The sequence below is a fragment of the Acidovorax sp. KPB24-03 genome (genome assembly GCF_057546605.1).
The window spans coordinates 1-8,790 of record NZ_BAAJYR010000151.1; the positions used below are offsets into that span (position 1 = coordinate 1).

Sequence of the window (8,790 nt, forward strand, 5' to 3'; positions counted from 1 at the left end):
CCCCCAGCCCGGCGCCCTCGGGCGGCGGCACGGGGGCCGTGAACGCCCCGGCCACCGACGAGGAGGCCGCGCGGTTTCTGCTGCAGGCGCAGTTCTCGGCCACCGACGAATCCATCGCCGAGGTGCGCGGCCAGGGCTACGCCGCCTGGCTGGCCAACCAGTTCGCCCAGCCCATCGGCACGACGGGCACCGACTGGCTCACCCAGCGCGGCTACGGCGTGGCCAATGCCGACACGCGCTTCTACAACGCGGCCTACCCGGCCGACTTCATGCTGTGGAACCAGCTGTTCACCGCGGGCGACGCGGTGCGCAAGCGCGTGGCGCTGGCCCTGTCGGAGATCATGGTGGTCTCGGTCAACGGCCTGGACCAGACCTGGAACGCCTTCCTGGCCGCCGGCTACTGGGACGTGCTGAACACGCACGCGCTCGGCAACTTCCGCGCGCTGCTGGAGGCCGTGACGCTGAACCCGGCCATGGGCGTGTACCTGAACACGCGCGGCAACCAGAAGGAAGACGCCCGCACCGGCCGCCAGCCCGACGAGAACTACGCCCGCGAAGTGATGCAGCTGTTCACGCTGGGCCTGTACCAGCTCAACGCCGACGGCACCGAGCAGCGCGACGGCAGCGGCAACCGGCTGGAGACCTACACCGCCGCCGACGTGAGCAACCTGGCGCGCGTGTTCACCGGCTACGACTACGACCGCAGCCAGAACCAGCCCACCACCGTGGGCACCAGCACCGTGCCCAGCCCGCAGCAGGCCCGGCTGCCGATGGTGCTGACCGCCAGCCGGCATTCCACGCTGGCCGCCACGTTCCTGGGCACCACCGTCGGGGCCGGCACGCCCGGCGAGGCGGCGCTCAAGACGGCGCTGGACACCCTCTTCAACCACCCCAACGTCGGCCCCTTCATCGGCCGCCAGCTCATCCAGCGCCTGGTGACCAGCAACCCCAGCCCCGCCTACGTGGCGCGCGTGGCGGCGGCGTTCGCCAACAACGGCAGCGGCACCCGGGGCGACCTGCGCGCGGTGGTGGCCGCCGTGCTGCTCGACACCGAAGCACGCAGCGCCACGGGGCTGGCGAACCCTCAGTTCGGCCGCCTGCGCGAGCCCATGGTGCGCTTCGTGCAATGGGGCCGCACCTTCGGGCTGCGCTCCGCGCAGGGCAGCTGGAAGATCGGCGACCTGAGCGACCCCGCCACGCGCCTGGGGCAAAGCCCGATGCGCGCGGGGTCGGTGTTCAACTTCTTTCGCCCCGGCTACGTGCCGCCGGCCACCGCCATGGCCGCCAACGGCCAGGTCGCGCCGGAGTTCCAGATCGTCAACGAAACCAGCGTGAGCGGCTACCTGAACTTCATGCAGAACGCCATCCGCAACGGCATCTTCGTGAACGCGCCCGACCTGCCGCAAAACGCCAGCAACGCGAGCAACGGCTTCGACATCGCCTGCACCTACGCCAACCTGCTGCCGCTGGTGGCCGACGCCACGGCCCTGGTGCGCAAGGCAGCGCTGCTGCTGTCGGCGGGCCAGGTGTCCGCCGCCACGCAGGGCCGCATCGTGGCCGCGCTGAACACCACGCCCGTCACGGCGAGCAGCACCGCCGCCGTGCAGCTCAACCGCGTCGCCGCGGCCGTGCTGCTGGTGATGGCCAGCCCCGAATACCTCGTGCAGAAGTGACCGCCCCTGCCCCACGGACACGCCTACGGAACACGCCCATGCCCACGAACCCGTCCACCCCCTTCATCGACCCGGCCCGCCACACGCGCCGCGCCTTCCTGCGGCGCTCGGCCCAGCTGGCCGCCACCGGCACCGCGCTGCCGTTCGCCCTCAACCTCGCCGCTTTAGGCGAGGCCGCGGCGTTCGAAGCCAACGACTACAAGGCGCTGGTGTGTGTCTTCCTGTACGGTGGCAACGACTACGCCAACACCGTCGTGCCCTACGACAGCGCGCGCTACGCCCAGTACGCCACCATCCGCGGCGGCGGCGCGGACGGTGCCGCAGGCGGCATCGCGCTCGGGCGCAGTGCGCTGGGCGGCACCGTGCTGCAGCCGGCCAGCGCCCTCGCGGGCGGCCTGCAGTACGCGCTGCACCCCGCCATGACCGGCATGGCCGGCCTCTTCAACAGCGGGCGCGCGGCGGTGCAGCTCAACGTGGGGCCGCTGGTGGTGCCGCTCACGCGGGCGCAGTACGCCAGCGCCGACCGCCGCACCTACCCGCTGCCCCCGAAGCTCTTTTCGCACAACGACCAGCAGTCGGTGTGGCAATCGCAGGGCGCCGAAGGCTCCACCGTGGGCTGGGGCGGCAACCTGGGCGACCTCGCCCTGTCGGCCAACACCAACTCGCTGTTCACCTGCATCTCGGCCAGCGGCAACGCGGTGTTCCTCTCGGGCGACCAGGCGCTGCAATACCAGATCAGCACCAGCGGCGCCGTGCCCATCAACGGGGTCAAGAACAACGTCTATGGATCGAGCGCCGTGCGCGGCGTGCTGAGCGAGCTGGTGCAGGCTGCCAGCGCCCACGCGATGGAGGCCGAATACGCGCGCGTAACGCAGCGCTCCATCGGCTCGGAAGGGCAGATCTCCGCCGCGCTGGCGGGCGCGGGCGTGTCCACCGCGTTCCCGACGGGCAACCCCCTGGCCGACCAGCTCAAGGTGGTGGCGCGGCTGATCGCGGCGCGCGGCGCGCTGGGCACGCGGCGGCAGGTGTTCTTCGTGTCAATGGGCGGGTTCGACCTGCACGACAACCTGGTTTCGGGCCAGGCCGTGCTGATGGACCGCGTGAGCAGCGCCATGACCGCGTTCTACAACGCCACCGTGGAGCTGGGCGTGGCCGACAAGGTGACCGCCTTCACCGCATCGGACTTCGGGCGCACGCTCACGTCCAACGGCGACGGCTCCGACCACGGCTGGGGCAGCCACCATTTCGTGGTCGGCGGCGCCGTGCGCGGCGCGGCCTTCTACGGCACGCCGCCACCCATCAGCGTGGGCAACGGCAGCGGCAGCGAAGACCAGTGGCACGTGGGCCAGGGCCGCCTGCTGCCCAGCACCGCCGTGGACCAGTACGCGGCCACGATGGCGCGGTGGTTCGGGGTGGCGAACACCGAGATGACCGGTGTGCTGCCGAGGCTGGGGAATTTCGGGGGAGCGGCGTATCCGGTGAATCTGGGATTCTTGGGGTGATGGGTGGCGCGGTGGGTTAGCAAGCATTAGTTGTTGGGGCCGCAATCCGGTGGCCGTGTCGGGTCCGTGCATTCGGAGGGGATGTTTTCGAAAAGCACATCGCGCCCCACGCGTACTCTCTTCATGTCCATCGGCGGGTCCAGATACCAGTAGGTCTCTCCATTCAGCCATAGATCGACCACGCTGCTTTCACCCAGCAAAGTTCTGGAATCCACGCGGTACAAACGCACCACGTAAGGCATCTTGTAGTCGTGGTGAAAGACGCGCTGGAGGATCGATGCTTTGTAGAACTCCAGTCGGTAAACCCGATGCGGACTGTTTTCGCTGTCGAAAAAGTCGGTGTTGAGGCATACCAAGCGAAAGCAGCAAGGGCTGCCAAGGCCGAACCCCATCCGAGGGTGGTTTTCCTGATTTGCACAGTTTCGCTCACGGCCGGCGCGCTTTCATCAAGGCTTGGCGGGACACCCACTGGCAAGCGGTGGGTCGCCACATTCCGAGGGGATGCCCTCAAACACCACTTCATTGCCTACATACACCTTGTTGGTAGCGACTGGTGGATCAAGGTGCCAGTCGAACTGCCCACCACCTTGAAGGTCCACGACTTCACTTTCTCGCAACAGCGTTTTGGGCGAAACGCGATATAGCCGGACGACGAAAGGCATCCTGAAATCGTGGTGGACGATGCGCTGCAGGATCGATGCCCGATGGAACTCAAGGCGATAGATTTCATGAGGACTGTTGTAGCTGTACAGGAACGTAGGGGAAGTGGCGCGCACCCCAAAACAACACAACCACCCAGCATCAGGCACCACACGACACACGGGATTTTTTTCAAAGGGCGCATCAAGGCTTGGGACAACTGACCAACGGTGACGCAGGTGTGCATTCCGCTGGGATTTTTTCAAACAAGACATCCCTGCCGACGCGCACTTCGTTCCGGTCCACCGAAGAATTCAGATACCACGTGATTTCGCCGTTCAGCCAGAGATCGACCACCTCGCTTTCACCCAGCAGCGTCTTGGGCTCGATTTTGTACAAGCGCACGACATAGGGCATCTTGAAATCGAGATGGGCGATTCTTTGCAAGGGAGATGCTTTATGGAACTCCAGGCGGTAAACGCGATGCGGGCTGTTTTCGCTGTCGAAAAATGTGGGCGTCATGGCGTACCAAGCCATGACAAAGAGGGCCGTCACCGCCAAGCACCGGACGAAGCAAGAGCCTCTATTGAAAACAGGTTTTTCACCATCTCTACAAGAGAAAATCATGGGTCCGGCATTGATCTGCTTCACTTCTTGGCAGGGCAATCTGGTGGCAAAGTAGGGTCCGTGCATTCGGAAGGAATGTTGTTGAAGAACACATCCCGCCCTACGTAAACTTTGTTAGTGGCTACCGGCGCATCCAAATGCCAACTGGTCTCGCCATTCATCCAGAGATCGACCACTTCGCTTTCACCGAGCAATGTCCTGGAATTAACCCGGTAAAGACGCACCACATAAGGCATCTTGTAGTCGTAATGGATGACACGCTGGACGATTGATGCCTTGTAGAACTCAAGGCGGTAAACGCGGTGAGGACTGTTCTCACTATCGAAAAAAGTGGGGGTCGCCGCGTACCAGACCAAAAAAATAATCGCATTCAGTGCAAGGCACCAAACGATACAAGGGACTTTACGAAGATCTGACAGTTTCATCACCATTCCAGCTTGATCGGAAAAGGAAGGCGCACACGGTGCACATCGGACAGGACGATGAAGTCGCCGCCGCGCCCATGCTTTGCTCGCCATTTGCGAAAGTCTTCGTTCTGCACAAGGTAAGTGTGACCACGCGCTTTGGCCTCGCTCTCATGTGACCATTGCTCAGAAATTGAAACCTGCCCGCCCGGTGGATGCACGCGGCTGACACCGCCGTATCCCCAGAAGCCCAATGGCTGGGATAGGAAAGCCTGGTTTCCGTCGCTGAAGTCGTAAGAGTCGCGCAAATAAAAGCCCAGTTCGTCGATTGCGACTGCGGTTCTACCCGTCCCTTGTCGGGTGACCCATCCTGAAACGGCCACCTTGAGGGTAGCCTCGCCCATGGCTCCGTATAAATCATCCAGAGGATCGCTCATCCGGCCAAAGGTGAGGAAATTCACTTGGCAAGTCTCATCCAGCATTTTTGCGGATTGCGCAAGATTGCCCAGTCTCCAACCTTGCGGGCTTCGAATTCCAATCCAATCGTCCGCACGCTTTTGCAACTGACGAAGGCCAGCGGGAGTGGCCCAATTCACTTGCAGCTTGGCCAACGCAGCACGCACGCGAGCAAAGCCCAGCGCCCACCCCATGGTCACGACACCTTCTTCCAATTGCATGCTGCCAAGCGTCGTCGCCTTGTAAGGGGCGCGCCCTTGTTTCATGTACTCAGGCATCTCATACCCTGCCCCCCGAAACCACCGCTCCATCAACGCCGCCGCCACTGGCCACCCCATGCGCGAGCGCATCACCCCCGGGATGTCATCCAGTTGAAAAAGCCGCACCTTGGGCGGCAGTTTTTTTCTCCAGTTGCGCGCGCAGGCGCTCCTGGTCCACTTGGACCATGCCCTTGTTCATGGGACCTCCCCGTTCCGTCTTCGGTTGTTTTTAGAACCGCGGATTCTGGGGGTAAAAACCGGCGCACGGCGCGGTTCGGGGCAACGGATTTGCCACCGAAAGTAACGTAACTATCGATCAGCCCTGCGCTGTGGACGGCAGGTAGCGCGCCAGGTACCGCCCGGTGTGGCTGGCCGGGTTGGCGGCCAGGTCTTCGGGCGTTCCCTCACCCACCACGGTGCCGCCACCGGCGCCGCCCTCGGGGCCCATGTCGATGATCCAGTCGGCCGTCTTGATGACGTCCAGGTTGTGCTCGATCACGACGATGGTGTTGCCCGCGTCGCGCAGCTGGTGCAGCACCTTGAGCAGCAGGTCGATGTCAGCGAAGTGCAGGCCGGTGGTGGGCTCGTCCAGGATGTAGAGCGTGCGGCCGGTGTCGCGCTTGCTCAATTCCTGCGCGAGCTTCACGCGCTGGGCCTCGCCGCCCGAGAGCGTGGTGGCGGCCTGGCCCAGGCGGATGTACGACAGGCCCACGTCCAGCAGCGTCTGCAGCTTGCGAGCGATGGTCGGCACGTCCTTGAAGAAGGCGAAGGCGTCTTCCACCGTGAGGTCGAGGATCTGCGCGATGTTCTTGCCCTTCCACAGGACTTCGAGCGTCTCGCGGTTGTAGCGCTGGCCGTGGCAGATGTCGCAGGGCACGTACACGTCGGGCAGAAAGTGCATCTCCACCTTCACCACGCCGTCGCCCTGGCAGGCCTCGCAGCGGCCGCCGGCCACGTTGAAGGAAAAGCGCCCGGGCCCGTAGCCACGTTCCTTGGCGGTGTTCACCTCGGCCATCAGTTCGCGGATGGGCGTGAACAGGCCGGTGTAGGTGGCGGGGTTGCTGCGCGGCGTGCGGCCGATGGGGCTTTGGTCGACGTTGATGACCTTGTCGAAATACTCCATGCCCTCGATGGCCTCATGCGGCGCGGGCTCGTCGTGCGCGCGGTAGAGCTGGCGCGCCACGGCGGCATACAGCGTGTCGTTGACGAGCGTGCTCTTGCCCGAGCCCGAGACGCCGGTCACGCAGGTGAGCAGGCCCACGGGGAACTCCACGCTCACGTTCTTCAGGCTGTGGCCCGTGGCGCCAACCACGCGCAGGGCCTGCAGCCGGCCCTGGGTGGCGCGGTGCTCGGCCTGGCGCTCGGCGCGCTGCTCCGCGCGGCGCTTGCTGGCCTCGGTTTCGGGGAAGCGCGATTTGCCCTTCCTCGCCGCTTCGGGGGCCGTGGGGGTGCCCTCCATCACGGGCAGCCACGGCGTGCGGCGCGGGGGAACGGGGATGGACAGCGTGCCCGACAGGTACTGGCCCGTGAGCGAATCGGGATGGCCGCGCACCGCGTCGTAGGTGCCCTGCGCCATCACGCGGCCGCCATGCACGCCGGCGCCGGGGCCCATGTCGATCACGTGGTCGGCGGCGCGCATCATGTCCTCGTCGTGCTCGACCACGATCACGCTGTTGCCGATGTCGCGCAGGTGCTGCAAGGTGGCGATCAGGCGGTCGTTGTCGCGCTGGTGCAGGCCGATGCTGGGCTCGTCGAGCACGTACATGACGCCGGTCAGGCCCGAGCCGATCTGGCTGGCCAGGCGGATGCGCTGGGCCTCGCCGCCCGAGAGCGTCTCGGCGCTGCGGTCCAGGCTCAGGTAGTTCAGCCCCACGTCGTTCAGGAACGTGAGGCGCGTGCCGATCTCGCGCACGACCTTGTCGGCGATCTCGGCCTTGGCGCCGGTGAGCTTGAGCTGCGAGAACCAGGCGTGCGCGTCGGCCAGCGTGGCGTGGCTCACCTCGTAGATGGCACGGGCCTGTTCGCCCTCGCCCACCTTCACGTGGCGCGCCTCCAGCCGCAGCCGCGCGCCGTGGCATTCGGGGCAGGGCTGGGTGCTGCGGTAGCGCGCGAGCTCTTCGCGCACGACCACCGAATCGGTCTCGCGGTAGCGCCGCGCCATGTTGGGCAGGATGCCTTCGAAGGGGTGCTTCTTGACGATGGCCTTGCCCTTGTTGGCGCCGCTGTCCAGCACGTAGTTGAAGGCAATCTCCTCCTCGCCCGATCCGTACAGCACGGCCTGCTGCACCGGCGGGGGCAGCGATTCGTAGGGTGCCTCCACATCGAAGCGGTAGTGCCTGGCGAGGCTCTCCAGCATGGCGAAGTAGTAGCCGTTGCGCCGGTCCCAGCCCTTGATGGCGCCGCTGGCCAGGCTCAAGGAGGGAAAGGCCACCACGCGCGCGGGATCGAACACCTCCTGCTGCCCGATGCCGTCGCAGGCCGGGCAGGCGCCCATGGGCGAGTTGAACGAGAACAGGCGCGGCTCCAGCTCGGCCAGCGAATAGCTGCACACGGGGCAGGCGAACTTGCTGGAGAACAGGTGCTCCTGGCCGCCATCCATCTCCAGCGCCAGCACGCGGCCGTTGCCCTCCACGCCGCCCACGCGCAGGGCCGCCTCGAAGCTCTCGGCCAGGCGCTGCTGCATCTCGGCGCGCACTTTCAGGCGGTCGATCACCACGTCCACATCGTGCTTTTCGGTCTTCTTGAGCTGCGGCAGGCTTTCATATTCGTAGATGGTGCCGTCCACCCGAAAGCGCACATAGCCCAGCGCCTGCATCTGCGCGAAGAGTTCGGTGAACTCGCCCTTCTTGTCGCGCGCGACCGGGGCCAGCACCATGAGGCGGGTGTCCTCGGGCAGGGCCAGCACGGCATCCACCATCTGGCTCACCGTCTGGGCGGCCAGCGGCAGGCCGTGGTAGGGGCAGTACGGCGTGCCGGCGCGCGCGTACAGCAGGCGCAGGTAGTCGTGGATCTCGGTCACCGTGCCCACGGTGGAGCGCGGGTTGTGGCTGGTGGCCTTCTGCTCGATCGAGATGGCCGGCGACAGGCCCTCGATCAGGTCCACGTCGGGCTTGTCCAGCCGGCCCAGGAACTGCCGCGCATAGGCCGACAGGCTCTCCACATAGCGGCGCTGGCCCTCGGCATAGAGCGTGTCGAACGCCAGGCTGGACTTGCCCGAGCCCGACAGCCC

7 protein-coding genes and 1 pseudogene are annotated in these 8,790 nt (G+C 65.6%); 2 read left to right on the forward strand and 6 right to left on the reverse strand.

Annotated elements, in window-relative coordinates; translation table 11 throughout:
- A partial coding sequence (locus AC27KI_RS15240) for a DUF1800 domain-containing protein (RefSeq protein WP_487114564.1) occupies window positions 1-1,673 on the forward strand: 1,673 nt, incomplete at its 5' end.
- Window positions 1,674-1,711: 38 nt separating this feature from the next.
- Complete coding sequence (locus tag AC27KI_RS15245; protein ID WP_284430598.1) at window positions 1,712-3,175, forward strand: DUF1501 domain-containing protein; 1,464 nt, start codon at window positions 1,712-1,714, stop codon at window positions 3,173-3,175.
- A gap of 26 nt (window positions 3,176-3,201) precedes the next feature.
- Here AC27KI_RS15245 and AC27KI_RS15250 read toward each other — a convergent pair.
- The 6 genes and pseudogenes from AC27KI_RS15250 to uvrA all read right to left on the reverse strand — a co-directional run.
- Window positions 3,202-3,605: pseudogene (locus AC27KI_RS15250) on the reverse strand (hypothetical protein).
- A 16-nt stretch (window positions 3,606-3,621) separates the two neighbouring features.
- Window positions 3,622-4,080, reverse strand: coding sequence for a hypothetical protein (locus AC27KI_RS15255; RefSeq protein ID WP_487114566.1), 459 nt, complete (start codon window positions 4,078-4,080; stop codon window positions 3,622-3,624).
- Window positions 4,019-4,441, reverse strand: coding sequence for a hypothetical protein (locus AC27KI_RS15260; RefSeq protein ID WP_317360356.1), 423 nt, complete (start codon window positions 4,439-4,441; stop codon window positions 4,019-4,021). Before AC27KI_RS15260 ends, AC27KI_RS15255 begins: the two co-directional genes overlap by 62 nt.
- A 20-nt stretch (window positions 4,442-4,461) precedes the next feature.
- A complete protein-coding gene (locus tag AC27KI_RS15265; protein WP_284406551.1) occupies window positions 4,462-4,866 on the reverse strand; it encodes a hypothetical protein in 405 nt (134 codons plus the stop codon).
- Window positions 4,866-5,687 (reverse strand): DUF6402 family protein, encoded by an 822-nt coding sequence (locus tag AC27KI_RS15270; protein WP_487114568.1) that lies wholly within the window; start codon window positions 5,685-5,687, stop codon window positions 4,866-4,868. Before AC27KI_RS15270 ends, AC27KI_RS15265 begins: the two co-directional genes overlap by 1 nt.
- 190 nt (window positions 5,688-5,877) lie before the next feature.
- Window positions 5,878-8,790 (reverse strand): excinuclease ABC subunit UvrA (gene uvrA / locus AC27KI_RS15275; protein WP_487114570.1); only part of this gene is annotated, 2,913 nt, incomplete at its 5' end.